This is a genomic window from Stenotrophomonas nitritireducens (assembly GCF_001700965.1).
Classification (GTDB): domain Bacteria; phylum Pseudomonadota; class Gammaproteobacteria; order Xanthomonadales; family Xanthomonadaceae; genus Stenotrophomonas; species Stenotrophomonas nitritireducens_A.
This window is the reverse complement of sequence record NZ_CP016756.1, coordinates 3134848-3150311: the sequence shown is the minus strand read 5'-3', so window position 1 is coordinate 3150311 and position 15464 is coordinate 3134848. Positions and strand designations below refer to the sequence as shown.

Annotated in this window: 13 protein-coding genes and 1 other RNA gene; 1 reads left to right on the top strand and 13 read right to left on the bottom strand. The window is 65.2% G+C overall.

Features of this window, described 5'->3' with window-relative positions:
- Positions 1 to 64 precede the first annotated feature (64 nt).
- The 12 genes from ftsA to mraZ all read right to left on the bottom strand — a co-directional run bounded on the left by ftsA (position 65) and on the right by mraZ (position 13502).
- Positions 65 to 1300 carry a cell division protein FtsA gene (gene ftsA / locus BCV67_RS13225; RefSeq protein WP_057627474.1) on the bottom strand — a complete coding sequence of 412 codons (1236 nt, stop codon included), beginning with the start codon at positions 1298 to 1300 and terminating at the stop codon, positions 65 to 67.
- A complete protein-coding gene (locus BCV67_RS13220) occupies positions 1297 to 2025 on the bottom strand; it encodes a cell division protein FtsQ/DivIB (RefSeq protein ID WP_062169280.1) in 729 nt (242 codons plus the stop codon). Before BCV67_RS13220 ends, ftsA begins: the two co-directional genes overlap by 4 nt.
- Positions 2026 to 2116: 91 nt before the next feature.
- Positions 2117 to 3553 carry a UDP-N-acetylmuramate--L-alanine ligase gene (gene murC, locus BCV67_RS13215; RefSeq protein ID WP_062169282.1) on the bottom strand — a complete coding sequence of 479 codons (1437 nt, stop codon included), beginning with the start codon at positions 3551 to 3553 and terminating at the stop codon, positions 2117 to 2119.
- Between the two features lie 43 nt (positions 3554 to 3596).
- Positions 3597 to 4694 (bottom strand): undecaprenyldiphospho-muramoylpentapeptide beta-N-acetylglucosaminyltransferase, encoded by a 1098-nt coding sequence (murG, locus tag BCV67_RS13210; RefSeq protein ID WP_062169284.1) that lies wholly within the window; start codon positions 4692 to 4694, stop codon positions 3597 to 3599.
- Entirely contained in the window at positions 4694 to 6013 is a 1320-nt protein-coding gene (ftsW, locus tag BCV67_RS13205) for a putative lipid II flippase FtsW (RefSeq protein WP_062169286.1), read from the bottom strand. Before ftsW ends, murG begins: the two co-directional genes overlap by 1 nt.
- Complete coding sequence (gene mraY / locus BCV67_RS13200) at positions 6013 to 7098, bottom strand: phospho-N-acetylmuramoyl-pentapeptide-transferase (protein WP_062169288.1); 1086 nt, start codon at positions 7096 to 7098, stop codon at positions 6013 to 6015. Before mraY ends, ftsW begins: the two co-directional genes overlap by 1 nt.
- Positions 7088 to 8470, bottom strand: a complete 1383-nt coding sequence (locus BCV67_RS13195; RefSeq protein ID WP_062169290.1) for a UDP-N-acetylmuramoyl-tripeptide--D-alanyl-D-alanine ligase — start codon at positions 8468 to 8470, stop codon at positions 7088 to 7090. The genes mraY and BCV67_RS13195 overlap by 11 nt, the downstream gene beginning before the upstream one ends.
- Positions 8467 to 9945 (bottom strand): UDP-N-acetylmuramoyl-L-alanyl-D-glutamate--2,6-diaminopimelate ligase, encoded by a 1479-nt coding sequence (locus tag BCV67_RS13190; RefSeq protein WP_231732392.1) that lies wholly within the window; start codon positions 9943 to 9945, stop codon positions 8467 to 8469. The genes BCV67_RS13195 and BCV67_RS13190 overlap by 4 nt, the downstream gene beginning before the upstream one ends.
- 8 nt (positions 9946 to 9953) lie before the next feature.
- A complete protein-coding gene (locus tag BCV67_RS13185) occupies positions 9954 to 11816 on the bottom strand; it encodes a peptidoglycan D,D-transpeptidase FtsI family protein (RefSeq protein WP_062169294.1) in 1863 nt (620 codons plus the stop codon).
- On the bottom strand, positions 11813 to 12076 hold the full coding sequence (ftsL, locus tag BCV67_RS13180) for a cell division protein FtsL (protein ID WP_057633384.1): 264 nt from the start codon (positions 12074 to 12076) through the stop codon (positions 11813 to 11815). Before ftsL ends, BCV67_RS13185 begins: the two co-directional genes overlap by 4 nt.
- A complete protein-coding gene (rsmH, locus tag BCV67_RS13175; RefSeq protein ID WP_062169296.1) occupies positions 12073 to 13041 on the bottom strand; it encodes a 16S rRNA (cytosine(1402)-N(4))-methyltransferase RsmH in 969 nt (322 codons plus the stop codon). Before rsmH ends, ftsL begins: the two co-directional genes overlap by 4 nt.
- 14 nt (positions 13042 to 13055) lie before the next feature.
- Complete coding sequence (gene mraZ / locus BCV67_RS13170; RefSeq protein ID WP_057627453.1) at positions 13056 to 13502, bottom strand: division/cell wall cluster transcriptional repressor MraZ; 447 nt, start codon at positions 13500 to 13502, stop codon at positions 13056 to 13058.
- 328 nt (positions 13503 to 13830) lie between these two features.
- On the opposite strand from mraZ, the gene BCV67_RS13165 reads away from it, so the two are divergent.
- Positions 13831 to 14607 carry an NRDE family protein gene (locus tag BCV67_RS13165; RefSeq protein WP_062169298.1) on the top strand — a complete coding sequence of 259 codons (777 nt, stop codon included), beginning with the start codon at positions 13831 to 13833 and terminating at the stop codon, positions 14605 to 14607.
- Between the two features lie 474 nt (positions 14608 to 15081).
- On the opposite strand, the gene rnpB is transcribed toward BCV67_RS13165, so the two are convergent.
- An RNA gene (gene rnpB, locus BCV67_RS13160) (RNase P RNA component class A) lies at positions 15082 to 15432 on the bottom strand.
- Positions 15433 to 15464 lie beyond the last annotated feature (32 nt).

Here is a 15464-nt window from a genome sequence, read left to right as displayed (position 1 = left end):
CACTTCGTCTTGCCTTACTGCTTGCTGTTCTGACTGCCTCACTGCTCTACCACCGGCACCGCGCTCAGAACTCGCCGCGGAACCAGTTCTTCAACTTGTTGAACATGCTGCCGGCGCGCCCGGTGGGCAGCGACGGACGCCGTGGGTGTTCGATCTGGCTGCCCATCAGCAGCAGGCCAACGCCGGTGGCATGCACCGGATTGCCGACCACTTCGCCCAGGCCGGTGACGTGCTGCGGAATGCCCACGCGTACCGGCATCTGCAGCATTTCCTCGGCCAGCTCGACCACACCTTCCATCTTCGAAGCACCGCCGCTGAGCACCAGCCCGGCGCGGACCATTTCCTCGAAGCCCGAGCGGCGCAGTTCGGCCTGCACCATCTCGAAAATTTCCTCGTAGCGGCCCTGCACTGCCTGCGCCAGCGAATGACGCGGCATGCGACGCGGCGGGCGGTCGCCAACCGACGGCACCTGGATGCTTTCTTCGGCCGTTGCCAGCTGTGCCAGCGCACAGGCGTAACGCACCTTGATCTGCTCCGCTTCCGGGGTCGGCGTGCGCAGCATGTGGGCGATGTCGTTGGTGACGTGGTCACCGGCAATCGGCAACGAAGCGGTGTGGCAGATGGCGCCCTGGATGAACACTGCGATATCGGTGGTACCGGCGCCGATGTCGACCATCACCACGCCCAGCTCGCGCTCATCGGCGGTCAGCACCGCTACGCTGGAGGCCAGCGAGGACAGCACCAGGTCATCCACCTGCAGGCCGCAGCGCTGCACGCACTTGCTGACGTTGGCGGCGGCCGACTGTGCACACACCACCAGGTGGGCATGCACTTCCAGGCGCACGCCGGTCATGCCGACCGGGTTGCGGATGCCTTCCTGCGAATCGTCCAGCACGTATTCGCGCGGGATCGCATGCAGGATCTTCTGGTCGGCGGGGATGGCAACGGCCTTGGCCGCTTCCAGCACGCGATCCAGATCGCCCCAGCTCACTTCGCCTTCGCGGATCGGGGTGATGCCCTGCGAGTTGCGGCACTGCACGTGGTTGCCGGAAATCGAGGCGTACACCGAGCGGATCTCGCAACCGGCCATCAGCTCGGCTTCTTCGATGGCGCGCTGGATCGACTGCACGGTGGATTCGATATCCACCACCACGCCGCGCTTGAGACCGCGCGACTCGTGCGAGCCGATGCCGATGACCTCGATCGGGCTGCCCGGCGAATACTCGCCGACCAGCGCCACCACCTTGGAGGTGCCGATGTCCAGGCCAACGATCAGTGATTTGTCTCCCTTGCGATTCATGTCCTGTCCTGCGTCTGCTTTGTTGCCGGCGGTGGGGTTCCCCAGCTCAGCGTGAAACCATTGGTATAGCGGAGGTCGGCGCGCACGATCGGCACCTGGGTACGGGTCAGCTGTGGCAATACGCGCACGAAGCGGCCCAAGCGTGAGCGTGCATCGTTGCGACCAATGACTACTTCGGTGCCGTTGTCCAACGCCAGCGACCAGCTGCCGCGCGCGTCCATCGCCACTTTCTGCACGTCCACACCGGCCGGTGCGAACAGTGCGCGTGAATCGTTGTACAGCTCGACCACTTCAGTGGTCATGCCATCGGGGCCATCGAGTTCGGGCAGCGGCGCGTTCTCCAGCCCGTGCGGCACCGCGAACAAGCGGCCCTGCTCTGACAGCAAGCGGTCCTTGCCCCAACGTGCGAACGGGCGGTGCTCGACGATGGTCACTTCCAGCACATCCGGCCATTGCTTGCGGACCTGGGCGCTCTCCACCCATGGCAGTTTTTCCACTGCCGCCTGCGCGTCCTGCAACTTCACCGCGAAGAAGCCCGAGCGTGCATATGGCAGCAAGGCTTTCTGCAACTCTTCGGCCGGCACGCGCTTGAACTCGCCATGCACACGCAGCTTGGCCAGCGGCCAGCCCTCGGCACCGACCCAGCCATTGACCACCGCAACCACCGGCAGCACCACCAGGGCGATGGCCAGCAGCCAGGCGAGCATGCGCAGGATGGCATTCATCGTGCGCCCTCCCCGGCAGCGCAGCCGCACGCGACCGCCGCAGCCCGCAGTGCGGTTGCGTGGGTACGGCGTAGCGGCAGCGCGGCAAGCATCATTCGCCCTTGGACTCCTGGAAGCCGTCGGTGACCACCTGCTGGACAACGGCGCCGATGTCGCCGGCACCCATCATCAACAGCAGATCGCCGTCCTGCAGTACGTCCGGCAGCACCGAGGCCAGATCGGCCGAATGGCTCACCACCACCGGCTCGCTGCGGCCGCGCGCGCGGATGGCGCGTGCCAGCGACTTGGAATCGGCACCGGGAATCGGCGCTTCGCCAGCCGGGTAGACCTCGCTCAACACCAGTGCGTCCACTTCCGACAACACGGCGGCGAAGGCATCGAACTGATCGCGGGTACGGCTGTAACGGTGCGGCTGGAACGCAACCACCAGACGCTTGTCCGGCCAACCGCCACGGGCAGCGGCGAACACCGCTTCCAGTTCGCGCGGGTGGTGACCGTAATCGTCGATCACGCGCACCTTGGCGCCCTTGTGGGTGGTGACTTCGCCCAGGTCGTTGAAGCGACGGCCAACGCCTTCGAACTTCTCCAGCGCAGCGGCAATGTCTTGCGGTGCCACGCCCAGCTGCCAAGCAACCGCAGCGGCGGCCAGCGCATTGAGCACGTTGTGCTTGCCCGGCAGCGCCAGCGTCACCGGCACGCTGCTGCCTTCCGGCAAACGCAGAGTGAAGCGCATGCGCGGGCCATCCTGCACCACGTCCTCAGCGCGCACGTCGGCGTTGCTGCTCAGGCCGTAGCTCATCACGTGACGCGGGGTCTTGGCAGCCAGCGCAGCCACTTCCGGATCATCAATGCACAGCACGGCCAAGCCGTAGAACGGCAGGCGCTGCAGGAACTCGGCGAACGCTGCCTGCACGCGGGCGAAATCGTTGCCGTAGTTTTCCAGATGGTCGGCATCGATATTGGTGATCACCGCCACCAACGGATTCAGGCGCAGGAAGCTGCCATCACTTTCGTCGGCCTCGGCCACCAACCACTCGCCACCGCCAAGCTTGGCGTTGGCACCGGCAGCGAGCAACTGTCCGCCGATCACGAAGGTCGGGTCCAGCTTGCCTTCGCTCAGGATCGCAGCGGTCAGCGAGGTGGTGGTGGTCTTGCCATGCGTACCGGCGACGGCGATGCCGCGACGGAAACGCATCAGCTCGGCCAGCATCGCCGCGCGCGGCATGATCGGAATGCGCTGGCTGCGCGCTTCCATCAGCTCAGGGTTGTCTTCGCGGATGGCGCTGGAAACCACGATGCAATCGGTGCCCAGCACGTTGGCGGCGGAATGACCGCGCATGACGCGCGCACCCAGCCGTGCCAGACGGCGCGTTGCAGCGTTGTCAGCGTTGTCAGAACCAGAGACTTCATAGCCCAGGGTCAGCATCACTTCGGCGATGCCGCTCATGCCGGTGCCGCCGATACCGACGAAATGCACGCGCGGGAACGCACGGACCAGGTCGGTGGTGTCGTTGAGGCGGCGGATCATGCCTGGCCTCCGGTGTGGCTGGCGCGGGTGCGCGATGCCGTGTTCATGCTGCTTCCTCAAGAATGATGTCTGCGATGCGTTCGGCCGCATCGACCTTGGCCAACCCACGCGCGGCTTGCGCCATCTGCATGCGGTGGCCGGGATTGTTTGCCAGCGTGCGCAGCACGCCTTCCAGGTTGATCGCCAGCGCGTCGTCCTGCTTGAGCAGTTCGGCAGCGCCGCGTTCAACCAGATATTCGGCATTGCGGGTCTGGTGGTCGTCGACCGCTGCGGCGAACGGCACCAACACGCTGCCAATGCCCACCGCGCACAACTCGGCTAGGGTCGACGCGCCGGAACGGCACACCACCAGATCAGCCCAGCTGTAGGCGGCGGCCATGTCCTTGATGAACATGTCGACGCGGCCTTCCACACCTGCGGCGCGATAGGCCTGCAGTGCTTCTTCGTGCAGCTTCTCGCCGCACTGGTGCCAGACTTCGATGGCGACGCTGTCACCCAGCGCGGCCAAAGCCTTGGGCATGGCGTTGTTCAGTGCACGTGCGCCCTGGCTGCCGCCCAGCACCAGCACCCGCATCGGGCCGCTACGACCGGCCAGACGCTGTTCCGGCGCTGCCAATGCGGCGATTTCAGCGCGCACCGGATTGCCGACCACTTCTTCCTTGCCGCCGGCGAAGCTGCCCGGGAAGCCGCTCAGCACGCGCCGCGCAAAGCGCGACAGAATGCGGTTGGTCATGCCCGGCGCGCGGTTCTGTTCGTGCACCAGCAGCGGCAAGCCGTGCAGGCGTGCGGCGATGCCGCCCGGACCGGATGCAAAACCGCCAAACGCGACGACAGCACGCGGCTGGCGATCACGCAACACGTAGCCCGCGCCCCGGATCGCACGCAGCACACGCATCGGTGCACCCAGCAAGGCCAGCTTGCCCTTGCCGCGCAGGCCGGAGATGGCCAGCGTATCGACATGGATATCGTGCTGCGGCACCAGTCGGGTTTCCATCGCACCGTCGGCGCCCAGCCAGGTGACCGGGATGCCACGCTCGCGCAACACCTTGGCCACGGCCAGACCCGGGAAGATATGCCCGCCGGTTCCGCCGGCCATGATCATCACCGGGCGCAGGTCCTGCTTGGTGATCGGGCCGGCCATCAGGCGATCCTCCCGAAGGTCGGCTCGACCCGCTGTTGCATGCGGCTGGTGCCGCGCGCGGCGCTGCTCTGCATGGCGGCGGCAACTGCGGTAGCGGTTTCGCTGCGCGGCTCGGCCGGTTCGTTCTCGTGTACTTCGGCCACATCCAGCTCGGCCCCGTCGAGGTCCTCGCGCACTTCCTGGCGGCGCACCGCGCGGTTGTATTCATAAGACACGCGCAGCAGCAGGCCCATTGCCACGCAGGTCATCATCACGCTGGAACCGCCGGAGGAGATCAGCGGCAGGGTCAGGCCCTTGGTCGGCAGCATGCCCAGATTGACGCCGATCGAGACGAAGGTCTGCAGGCTGATCCACAGCGCGATACCGAAGGCGATGTAGCCAGCAAAGTGGCGGCGCATCTCGATGCAGCGCATGCCCAGCCAGAAGGCACGGCCAACCAGCAGCACGTACAGGCTGATAATGCCGCACACGCCCAGAAAACCCAGTTCCTCGGCAATCACCGAGAAGATGAAGTCGGTATGCGATTCGGGCAGATAGTTCAGCTTCTGGATCGAAGCCCCCAGGCCCACACCGGTCCACTCGCCGCGGCCGATGGCCATCAGCGCGTTGGACAGCTGGTAACCCGAGCCCAGCTGGTCCTGCCACGGATCCATGAACGAGGTGACGCGGCGCATGCGGTAGGGTTCGAAGATCACCAGCGCGATCAGGCCCGGCAGCAACAGCAGCACCGGCAGGATGATGCGGGTGATCTGCGCGCCGCCCAGCACCAGCATGCAGGTGGTGATGCCCAGCAGCAGCATCGAGGAACCAAAGTCAGGCTGCAGCAGCAGCAGCACGACCAGCACGCCGACCACGCCGACCGGCTTGAGCATGGCCTGCCAGGTGGCATTGACCTCGTCGCGGAAGCGCACCAGGTAGCTGGACAACCAGACGATGTACAGCACCTTGACCGCTTCCACGGTCTGGAACTTGGAGAAGCCCAGGTTGATCCAGCGCTGCGCACCGTTGACGCTGCTGCCCAGGCCCGGAATGAACACCACGATCAGCAGCGCGAAACAGCCCAGCAACAGCAGCTGGTTGTACTTCTCGATTTCCTTCAGCTCCACCCGCATCGTCACCGCCGCGAGAACCACGCCAATGGCGATGAAGATCAGGTGGCGGGTGAGGTAATAGAACGGACTCTGCGTCAGCGCGATGGAGCTGGAAGCCACCATCACGATCCCGATCGAAGCCAGCGCCACGGCGGCACCGAGCAGCCACTTGTCGTAGCTGCCACCAATGGCTTCAAGTCGGGTTGCCTGACGCGAGTAATCGTCCATCACCGCACCTTCAGGGTTGCCAGGCCGATCAGCACCAGCACCACCGAGATGATCCAGAAGCGCACGATCACGCGCGGCTCCGGCCAGCCCTTCAGTTCAAAGTGGTGATGGATCGGCGCCATGCGGAACACACGCTTGCCGGTGAGCTTGAACGAGGCCACCTGGATCATCACCGACAGGGTTTCGATCACGAACACACCGCCCATGATCACCAGCACCAGTTCCTGGCGCACGATCACCGCGATGGTGCCCAGCACCGCCCCCAGCGCCAGCGCGCCGACGTCGCCCATGAAGACCATGGCCGGATAGGTGTTGAACCAGAGGAAGCCCAGGCCCGCGCCGGCAATCGCCGCGCAGATGATGACCAGTTCACCGGCACCGGGAATCTGCGGGATCTGCAGGTAACTGGAGAACACCGCATTGCCCGAGGCATAGGCGAACACGCCCAGCGCACAGGCCACCAGCACCGTCGGCATGATCGCCAGCCCATCCAGGCCATCGGTCAGGTTGACCGCGTTGGAGAAACCGACGATCCAGAAGTAGGCAATCGCGACGAAGCTGAAACCTGCCAGCGGCAGCGCAATCGACTTGAACATCGGGATGTAGAAGGTGAGCTCGGCCGGCACCACCGCGGTCTTGTACAGAAAGATGCCAGCGGCCAGGCCGAAGATCGACTGCAGCGCGTACTTCCAGCGCGACTTCAGGCCGTTCGGGTCGCGCTTGGCGATCTTCAACCAGTCGTCATACCAGCCGATGGCGCCAAAGCACAGCATCACCACCAACACCAGCCACACATAACGGTTGCGCAGGTCACCCCACAGCAGCACCGATACCAGCACCGTGGTCAGGATCAAGCCGCCACCCATGGTCGGCGTGCCGGCCTTGGAGAAATGCGACTGCGGGCCATCCTTGCGGATCGGCTGACCACCCTTGAGCTGGGCCAGGCGACGGATCGCCATCGGCCCCAGCCACAGGGACAGCGACAAGGCGGTCAGCGCCGCCAGGATGCCGCGGAAAGTAATATAGTTGAACAACCGGAACAGGCCGTCCAACTGCTGCAGCCAACGGGCCAATTCAAGCAACATGTGTAGTGTCCTCGCCGCGCGCCAACAGCGCGGTCACGATCTTGTCCATGGCGCTGCCGCGCGAGCCCTTGACCAGGCAACGCACACCAGCATGAAGTTCGGTTTGCAACACGGCGGCCAGCGCGGCATGCGAGTCGAAGTGACGCCCGCCATCGCCGAAGGCTGCCGCTGCCGCTGCACTCAGCGGGCCCAGCGCGTACAGGCGCTTCAGCCCGGCTTCGCGCGCACGCAGGCCAGCCTGCGCATGCAGCGCCTGCGCGTCCGGGCCCAACTCGCGCATGTCGCCCAGCACCAACCAGCCCTCGCCCTTGCCCGCCGCCAGCGCGGTGATCGCCGCAGCCAGTGAACCCGGGTTGGCGTTGTAGCTGTCGTCGATCAACACCGCGCCGTTTTCCAGCACATGGGCTACCTGGCGGCCTGCGACCGGGCGCGCCTGCGCCAGGCCCTCGACCACCAGCGGCAATGCAATACCGGCCGCCAGTGCCATCGAAGCGGCAGCCAATGCGTTGAGCACGTTGTGACGGCCCGGTAACTGCAGCGCGACTTCGGCATCGCCGTGCGGCGTGCGCAGCTGGAAGCGTGAACCAGCCTCGTCCAGCACGATGCCGGTAGCGGTGACGTCGGCGCTGACTTCCAGGCCGAAGCGGATCAACTGATGGTCACCCGCACGCGCAGCGAAATACGGCGAGAACGCATCGTCGGCATTGATCACCGCAACACCGCCATCGCGCAGGTCGTCATAGACCGCCGCCTTGGTGTTGGCGATCTCCAGCAGGCTGCCCATGCGTTCCAGATGTGCCGGCGCGACGTTGTTGACGATGGATACGTCCGGTGCGGCGATGGCGGTCAGGTAGGCGATGTCGCCCGGCTTGCCGGTACCCATCTCGTAGATGGCGAAATCGGCATCTTCCGGCGCATCGATCACCGCCAGCGGCAGGCCGATCTCGTTGTTGCGGTTGCCCGGCGTGGCATACACGTGCTGACCGGCAACCGCAGCGGCATGCTGCATGACGGCCAGCAGCAGGTTCTTCACGCTGGTCTTGCCGTTGCTGCCGGTGATAGCGAACACGCGGGTGGTGCGCTGCTGCTGCATCGCTGCGGCAATCTTTGCCAACGCCAGCTCGGTGTTGGCAACCACGATCTGCGGCACTTCCAACGGCAACAGGCGCTCGACCAGCAAGGCGCTGGCGCCCTGCTCGACCGCGTTGGCGGCAAAGTCATGGCCGTCGAAACGCTCACCGCGCAGGGCCACGTACAGGTTGCCGGCGCTCAAGCTGCGGCTGTCATTGCTGACTGCATCGATGCTGACGTCGTCGCCGTGGATTTCGGCACCGGCCCAATGGGCGATCAGCGACAGGGGCGCGCGCTTCACTGGCGCACCTCCGCATTCGTGTACCGGCGCGCCTGAAGCGCGCGCGATGCCACATCGGTGTCATCGAAGGGATGTTTGATACCTGCAATCTCCTGGTAGGGCTCATGGCCCTTGCCGGCGATCAACACGATGTCGCCGGCCCCTGCCTGTGCGACAGCCGCAGCGATGGCGCGGGCGCGATCGCGCACCACGTTCACCTGCGCAGGCGTCACGAAGCCAGCCATGATGTCGGCGACGATCACGTCGCCATTCTCGCCGCGTGGATTGTCGTCAGTGACGAACACCACGTCGGCCAATTCTTCGGCAATGGCGGCCATCTGCGGGCGCTTGCCGGTATCGCGCTCGCCACCGCAACCGAACACGCACAGCAGGCGGCCATCGAGGTGACCGTGCAGGCTGCGCAGCGCCTGTTCCAGCGCGTCGGGGGTGTGCGCGTAATCGATTACCACGGTGGGTTCGCCATGGCCGCCGAGGCGGTTCATGCGGCCACGGATCGGCTGCAGCTGGCCCAGCACCTTGGAGATGTTGGCGCTGGACTCGCCCAGGCCATGCAGCGCACCGGCCACGGCCAGCAGGTTGTCGACGTTGAAGCGGCCCAGCAGCGGCGAACGCAGCGCATGCCGCTCATCAGCGATGACCAGGTCAAAGCCCAAGCCTTGCCCGTCCAGCACCAGTTTCTCGGCGCGGATGCTGGCGCCGACCTGGCCGGTCGAGCTCAGGCCAATGGCCTGTACGTCGGCAGCCAGGGTGGTGATCAGCTCACGGCCGAACGCATCGTCCAGATTGATCGCCGCTGCCTTCAGTCCCGGACGGTGGAACAGCTTGGCCTTGGCCGCGCCGTAGGCCTCCATGTCACCGTGATAATCCAGATGATCACGGGTGAGGTTGGTGAACACCGCCACGTCGTAATGCACGGCATCGACGCGGCCCTGATCCAAGGCATGCGAGCTGACTTCCATCGCCACGGCATTGGCGCCGGCATCGCGCAGCTGTGCCAGCACCTCGTGCATCTGCAGTACCAGCGGCGTGGTGAAGCCGGTCGGCACCACCGCGCCGTACAGGCCAACGCCCAGCGTGCCGATCGAGCCGCTGACCGTGCCCAGCAACTGCCAGGCCTGGCCGAGCAGTTGCACGGTCGAGGTCTTGCCGTTGGTGCCGGTGACGCCAACCATGGTCATCGCCCGCGATGGCTGGCCGTGGAACTGGTCGGCCATCGCGCCCATGCGCGAACGCAGGCCGGGCACGGCGATGGCATCGGCCGGTGCCGGCAGCTCCGCCGGTGCCGGCGGATCAAACAGGATCGCGGCCGCGCCGGCGGCCTTTGCCTGCTCGACAAAACCCAGCCCGTGCGCGCCAAAACCGGCGATTGCGACAAACGCATCACCGGCGCGGACATGCCGTGAATCCAACACCAGGCCGCCGATCTGCGGGTCCTGCGACAGGGCCAGATCAGGCAGCAGCTGTGACAACTTCATTGTGTGACTCACTGGCGCACCTCCGTGGCGGCAGGCGTCGGAGCGACGGCCGTCGGCAGTGCGGCATCAAATTCGGCCGCGGCATTGGGTGCCTCGTCCGGGTCCTGCGGAATCGGCAGCGGCGCCATGTTGCTGCCCGGCTTGCCACCCACCTTGCCCGCGGCCTGCGCCGCCAGCCAGGACTGGATGTCATCCGGCGGCACGTCCATCAAGCGCAGCGTGCCTTCCATCACATGATGGAACACCGGCGCGGACACAAGGCCGCCGTACTGCAGCGAGCCCTGCGGATCGTTGACCACGATCACCGCGGCATAGCGCGGTGCGGTGGCCGGCACCAGGCCGGCGAACAGCAGGTTGTAGTGGCCGCGTTCGTAACCGTTGGGGCCGTTCTTGCGGGCGGTACCGGTCTTGCCGGCGACGTGGTAACCCAGGATCGCCGCCTGCTTGGCGCCGCCGTTGGTGACCACGGTTTCCATCATCCGCACCACTTCGCGCGCGACTTCCGGATCAACGACCTGACGCGCTTCATTGCGCTGGCCCTTGATGAAAGTTGGTTGGATGACCTGGCCGCCATTGCCCAGCGCCGAATACGCCTGCGCGATCTGCAGCGGCGTCACCGACAGGCCGTAGCCGTAGGACATGGTGGTCTTGGTGGTGCCGTACCAGCTCGGGCTGCCCGGACGCGCGACCACGCCGGCCGATTCGCCCGGGAAGCCGCTGTGCGGGGCCACGCCGTAGCCAAAGCCACGCACCGAGTCGTAGAAGGTCTGGTCCGGAATGCGCGCCACGATCTTGGCCGCGCCGATGTTCGAGCTGCGGGTGATCACGCCGGTGACATTGAGCACGCCGTTGTTACGCGGCACGTCGCGGATGGTGTAGCGGCCCAGCGACATGTAACCCGGGTTGGTGTCGATGACCGTATCCGGGGTAACCACGTGGTTCTGCAGCGCGGTGGCGATAGTCAGCGGCTTCATCGTCGAACCAGGCTCGACCAGATCGGTGACCGCGCGGTTGCGACGGGTGTCCGGGGTGGCACCGCTGACCGAATTGGGGTTGTAGGTCGGCAGGTTGGCCATGGCCATCACTTCGCCGGTGGCCACATCCATGATCACGATGGAACCGCCGGCGGCCTTGTTGGTGGTGACCGCATTGCGCAGCTCGCGCATCGCCAGGAACTGGATGCGGCGGTCGATGCTCAGGGTCAGGTCCTTGCCGGGCTCGGCAGGCCGCACCAGGTCGATGCTCTCGACGATGGCGCCCTTGCGGTCGCGGATGACCTTCTTGGCACCGGGCTTGCCGCGCAGCCATTCGTCGAAGGCCAGCTCCAGCCCTTCCTGGCCCAGATCATCGATATTGGTGAAACCCAGCACATGCGCCATCGCCTCACCCTGCGGGTAATAGCGACGGAACTCGCGCTGCGAGAACACGCCCGGGATCTTCATCGCCACCACCTGCTCGGCCACATCCGGATTGATCCGGCGGCGCAGGTACATGAATTCCTTGTCGGCCTTCTGCGTCAGCTTGGTGGTCAGCTCGTCCACCGGCAGCGACAGCGCGCGCGCCAGTTCCGGAATACGCTCCGGCGTACGCAGCAGTTCCTGCGGGTTGACCCAGATCGAGGCCACCGGCGTGGACACCGCCACCGGCTCGCCATTGCGGTCGGTGATCATGCCGCGCGAGGTCGGGATCGGCACATCGCGCAGGAAGCGGGCTTCGCCTTCGCGCTGGTAGAAATCGTTGTTGATCAGCTGCACGTATGCCGCGCGCCCGACCAGGGTGAACGCACACAGACCCAGCCCCACGCCAACCATCAGCATGCGGTTACGCAGGTTGAACTGCGTGCGGGTGCGGTTGCGTCCGGGCTTGCTCATGGCCGGATCACCACGATGTCAGCGGCTTCGGGGAACTTCATGCCCAGCCGGCCACGTGCTTCCTGGTCCACGCGCGTGGCCTGGGCCAGCGTGGCCTGCTCCAGCTGCAGGCGACCGAATTCGATGTTGAGCTCGTCGCGTGCGTGCTCCAGCTTGGACAGTTCGACAAACAGCTGGCGGTGGCGGTGGCGCATGAACACCACGCCGATGGCCGAGGCAATCGTGCACGCCAGCAGGACGATCAACAGCAGGCGGCTCATTCGGCCACCTCGCGCTTCTGTGCAACGCGGAGCACGGCACTGCGTGCTCGCGGGTTGACTGCCAGCTCGTCGTCATCGGCCTTGATGGCACCGCCGATCAGATCCAGCGTCGGCACGAAGGCCTGCAGTTCCGGCAGACGACGATTGGTCGGCGGCGCCTTGGCGTGGCGGTTCATGAACTGCTTGACGATGCGGTCTTCCAGCGAATGGAAGCTGATCACCGCCAAGCGGCCACCGGGCTTGAGCCGCGCCATCGCCGCGTCCAGGCCGGCCTCAAGGTCGGCCAGTTCGCGGTTGATATGGATGCGGATGGCCTGGAAGCTGCGCGTGGCCGGATGGATCTTGTCCTTGCCACGCGGCATCACCGAGGCGATCAGTTCGGCCAGTTCGGCGGTACGGGTGAACGGCTGGCTGTCGCGGCGGGCAACGATGGCCCGCGCGATACGGCGGCTCTGCCGCTCGTCGCCATAGGTGAACAGCACGTCGGCGATCTCGCGGTCGTCGGCGCGGTTCAACCACTGTGCAGCGCTCTCGCCCGAGTCCGGGTCCATGCGCATGTCCAGCGGGCCGTCCTTGCCGAAGCTGAAACCACGCTCGGCCACGTCGAGCTGCGGCGAGGACACGCCCAGGTCGAACAGCACGCCATCCAGCCCGGCGGCGGTTGCGTCCCAATCCAGCAGATCGGCGAAGCTGCCGCGATAGATGGCGACACGGCCATCCGGCGCGAAGTCGCGCTCGGCCACGGCAATGGCTTCGGGGTCCTTGTCCATGACCAGCAGACGGCCGTCCGGGCCGAGCTGGCGCAGCACGCCGCCGGCGTGGCCGCCACGGCCAAACGTGCCATCCAGATAAGTACCGTTTTCGATCACCCTCAGGCCATCAAGGACCTGGGTGTACAGCACCGGCAGGTGAGCCGCCGGCGGCTGCGACACCGTTGGGTGACCGGCCTGCGCTTCACCGCGCACCCGGGCACCCCGGCTCACAACTTCAGATCGAGAAGCCCATCGCCCAGATCCTCGTCAGACAACGTCTGCTGGATCAGTGCGCGATGCGCTTGCTCGCTCCACAATTCGAATTTTTCACCCATGCCCATCAGCACTGCTTTCTTCTCGATGCCCACCGCACTGCGGTGACTGGAAGGCAGGCTGATACGGCCATTGCCATCCAGTTCCAGATGGGCGGCCGAGCCGACAAGCTTCTGCTGCAGGGTGCGCACTACACGCTGGGTATTGGGCTTTGCCATTACGTCGTCCCGCACCCGCTCCCACTCCTGCTCTGAATACAACCACAGGCAACCGGCTTCGAAAGGGTTGTAGGTCAGCACCAGGCGGTTGCCACTGGCACGCGCAACAAGGTCGCGGTAGGCGGTTGGCACCGCCATGCGCCCCTTGTCGTCAACCGTGATGGCAGTCTCACCCTGGAACACGCCTATGGCACCCTTTCGTCCGTTTTGCTTGGGAAGTCATTGAACCACGAAAAACCACAAAAAACCCGGTTTTCCCTCTGATGCCCACCTTAGCAGCGAGCCTAGGGTTGTCAACAACTTTCCGCGCACAAAATCGCCTGTCGCATCAATGGTTTGCGCCGATGTTTAGAGAGTTGTTCAAGGTTTATCCACAAGTTACTGTTTCGTCTCAAATTTTGAGATTTGTATGAAATTCAGTGGTGTAGAGGTGGCGTGAAAATGCGCCCTCAACCCAGCAGCCATTCAGCCTCTTATGGCCGCCGCGCGCGCAAAACGGCACACTTGCTGCATGTGTCTGGTTGCCATCGCCTGGAAAGCCCACCCGCATTGGCGCCTGCTCATGGCGGGCAATCGTGACGAGTTCCACGCCCGCCCCACTGCACCCCTCGGGCGCTGGCCCGCACCCCACGATCAACTGATCGCCGGCCGCGACCTGCGCTCGGGCGGCAGCTGGATGGGGGTAAATCTTCACGGTCAGGCCGCAGTGGTGACCAATGTGCGGGACCCAACCGCAGCAGCGGGCGGCCCCTCGCGGGGCGAACTGATCGCCGGCTACCTGGCTGGCCGACAGTCCGCTACGGACTATGCCGACCAGCTGGGCGGCAGGGCTCCGGCATTTGCACCGTTCAATCTCTTGGTCGCGGACGCGGAGAGCTGCAGCTACCTGGGCAACCACCCGCAGGCCCGCAGCGAGCTGACGCCAGGCGTGCACGGCATGTCCAACGGTGCCCTGGACGCACCCTGGCCCAAAACCCGGCGTTTGATGGGCGTGCTTGAGGATTGGCTGGCCACCGGCAATGACGGCCTGGAGCCACTTTGGGCGGCACTGGCTGATGAGCAGCAGGCTGCGGATGCGCAGTTGCCTGCTACCGGCGTTCCACTGGAGTTGGAACGACGGTTGTCGAGCGCGTTCATACGCGGCACCGACTACGGCACCCGTGCCAGCACCCTGCTGGCGATCAACCATGACGGCGGCGGCTTCATCCACGAACGCCGTTTCGGACCGGAGGGTGTTTTCCTGGGGGAGACGCGCGTGGAGATTGGAAAAGAAGGCTTTGGCTCCTGACCCCCTTCCTTTGGCCGAGGGCCAAGGGGAGGGTTGGGGAGGGGTGAGTTTGGCCTTGCTTTGGCTTTGGCCTTGCTTTGGCTTTGGCCGACAGCCAAAGCAAGATCACCCCCCATCCGCCCTCCGGGCACCTTCCCCCGCAAGCGGGAGAAGGGAAAGAGAACAGCAAGGCAGGAGCCACGGCCAAAGCCAAAGCCACAGCAAGACCCAAAGCCACGGCCACGGCCACAGCCACGGCCACAGTCAAAGCCAAAGCCAAGGCGCAACAAAAGCCAAAGCGCAGCCCAAAGCCACAGCCGCACCTCTCCCAGCCACGATGCGCAGCGAGCCAAGTAATAAATCCGAAGAGCAACAGCCCCCTTTAGTAAAGGGGGCGCGCCGACAGGCGCGGGGAATTGGAAGGCTAAAGGCCTGGGGCCCAAAGTTTTACCATGCAAAACTTTGGGGCTTTTTCTGCCCGGCGGGCAGAAAAAGCGGCGGAGCCGGCCGATAAGCCGGGTTTTGTCGTGGACAGTCATTCCTCTAGGCGCTACGTCACCGTAACGCTCAAGCAACCTACCCGGACCCGACGCGGGCCACGCCATTAGGTCCCTATTTGGTCTTGCTCCAGGTGGGGTTTGCCGTACCGGTCTGTTGCCAGACTCGCGGTGCGCTCTTACCGCACCATTTCACCCTTACCACGCGCCCGAAGGCCGTTCGGCGGTATCTTTCTGTTGCACTTTCCGTCGGCTTGCGCCGCCCAGGCGTTACCTGGCACCTTGCCCTGTGGAGCCCGGACTTTCCTCGGCATTCCCGAAGGAATGACGCGACTGTCTGGCCGACTCCGCCGCGCGTATTGTCGCACGTCCAGCCTGCCA

Coding starts and splice junctions, on each gene's coding strand:
- BCV67_RS13220 (WP_062169280.1), bottom strand. CDS start 2,025: ATGAATGCCATCCTGCGCATGCTCGCCTGGCTGCTGGCCATCGCCCTG.
- murC (WP_062169282.1), bottom strand. CDS start 3,553: ATGATCCGCCGCCTCAACGACACCACCGACCTGGTCCGTGCGTTCCCG.
- mraY (WP_062169288.1), bottom strand. CDS start 7,098: ATGTTGCTTGAATTGGCCCGTTGGCTGCAGCAGTTGGACGGCCTGTTC.
- ftsW (WP_062169286.1), bottom strand. CDS start 6,013: ATGGACGATTACTCGCGTCAGGCAACCCGACTTGAAGCCATTGGTGGC.
- ftsL (WP_057633384.1), bottom strand. CDS start 12,076: ATGAGCCGCCTGCTGTTGATCGTCCTGCTGGCGTGCACGATTGCCTCG.
- murG (WP_062169284.1), bottom strand. CDS start 4,694: ATGGCCGGCCCGATCACCAAGCAGGACCTGCGCCCGGTGATGATCATG.
- ftsA (WP_057627474.1), bottom strand. CDS start 1,300: ATGAATCGCAAGGGAGACAAATCACTGATCGTTGGCCTGGACATCGGC.
- BCV67_RS13165 (WP_062169298.1), top strand. CDS start 13,831: ATGTGTCTGGTTGCCATCGCCTGGAAAGCCCACCCGCATTGGCGCCTG.
- BCV67_RS13185 (WP_062169294.1), bottom strand. CDS start 11,816: ATGAGCAAGCCCGGACGCAACCGCACCCGCACGCAGTTCAACCTGCGT.
- BCV67_RS13190 (WP_231732392.1), bottom strand. CDS start 9,945: ATGAAGTTGTCACAGCTGCTGCCTGATCTGGCCCTGTCGCAGGACCCG.